At 58.4% G+C, this 1,251-nt stretch carries 1 protein-coding gene; it reads left to right on the top strand.

Annotated features, from left to right (window positions below; genetic code table 11):
• Nucleotides 1–1,176: elongation factor Tu (tuf, locus tag AC2FNE_RS24635; RefSeq protein ID WP_170476935.1), on the top strand; the 1,176-nt coding region annotated here is incomplete at its 5' end.
• Nucleotides 1,177–1,251: the final 75 nt, after the last annotated feature.

A 1,251-nucleotide genomic window follows, 5' to 3' on the forward strand; every position in this document is an offset into this window, starting at 1 on the left:
ATGGCAAAGGAAAAGTTTGAGCGTACGAAACCGCATGTCAACATTGGCACGGTTGGTCACGTTGACCACGGCAAGACGACGCTGACGGCAGCGATCACGAAGTATTTTGGTGATTTCAAGGCGTATGACCAGATTGACGGAGCGCCTGAAGAGAAGGCGCGTGGCATCACCATTTCGACTGCCCACGTTGAATATGAGACGGACGCGCGTCACTATGCCCACGTCGACTGCCCCGGCCACGCCGACTATGTCAAGAACATGATCACCGGTGCGGCCCAGATGGACGGCGCGATCCTGGTTGTGAACGCGGCTGACGGACCGATGCCGCAAACGCGTGAGCACATCCTGCTGGCGCGTCAGGTTGGCGTTCCAGCGCTGGTCGTGTTCATGAACAAAGTTGACCAGGTTGACGACGAAGAGCTGCTGGAGCTGGTGGAGATGGAAATCCGCGAGCTGCTGTCTTCGTATGAATTCCCGGGCGACGACATTCCGATCATTGCCGGTTCGGCTTTGGCCGCGATGGAAGGGCGTGACCCGGAAATCGGCGAAGAGAAGATCAAAGAGCTGATGGCGGCTGTTGATGAATATATCCCGACCCCCGAGCGCGCGGTTGACCAGCCGTTCCTGATGCCGATCGAAGACGTTTTCTCGATCTCGGGTCGTGGTACGGTTGTGACCGGTCGTGTTGAGCGTGGCGTTATCAACGTTGGCGACGAGATCGAAATCGTCGGTATTCGCGACACCAGCAAGACCACCTGCACCGGTGTTGAGATGTTCCGCAAGCTGCTGGACCGCGGCGAGGCAGGCGACAACATTGGCGCGCTGCTGCGTGGTATTGACCGTGACGGCGTTGAGCGTGGCCAGGTTCTGTGTAAGCCGGGCTCTGTGACCCCGCACACCAAGTTCGAAGCCGAAGCCTACATCCTGACCAAGGAAGAAGGCGGTCGTCACACGCCGTTCTTCGCGAACTACCGTCCGCAGTTCTACTTCCGTACGACTGACGTGACCGGCACCGTGACGCTGGCCGCTGGCACCGAGATGGTTATGCCAGGCGACAACGTCGGTTTCACGGTCGAGCTGATTGCGCCGATTGCGATGGAAGACGGCCTGCGTTTCGCCATCCGCGAGGGCGGCCGCACCGTCGGCGCGGGCGTTGTGTCGAAGATTATTGAATAATTCGTTTTAACGAAAGACCAGACAGAAAGGGCGCCCTCCAAGGCGCCCTTTTTTTGAATTTCAACAAATCAGGCG

It is taken from the genome of Ruegeria sp. YKSD179 (genome assembly GCF_059612885.1).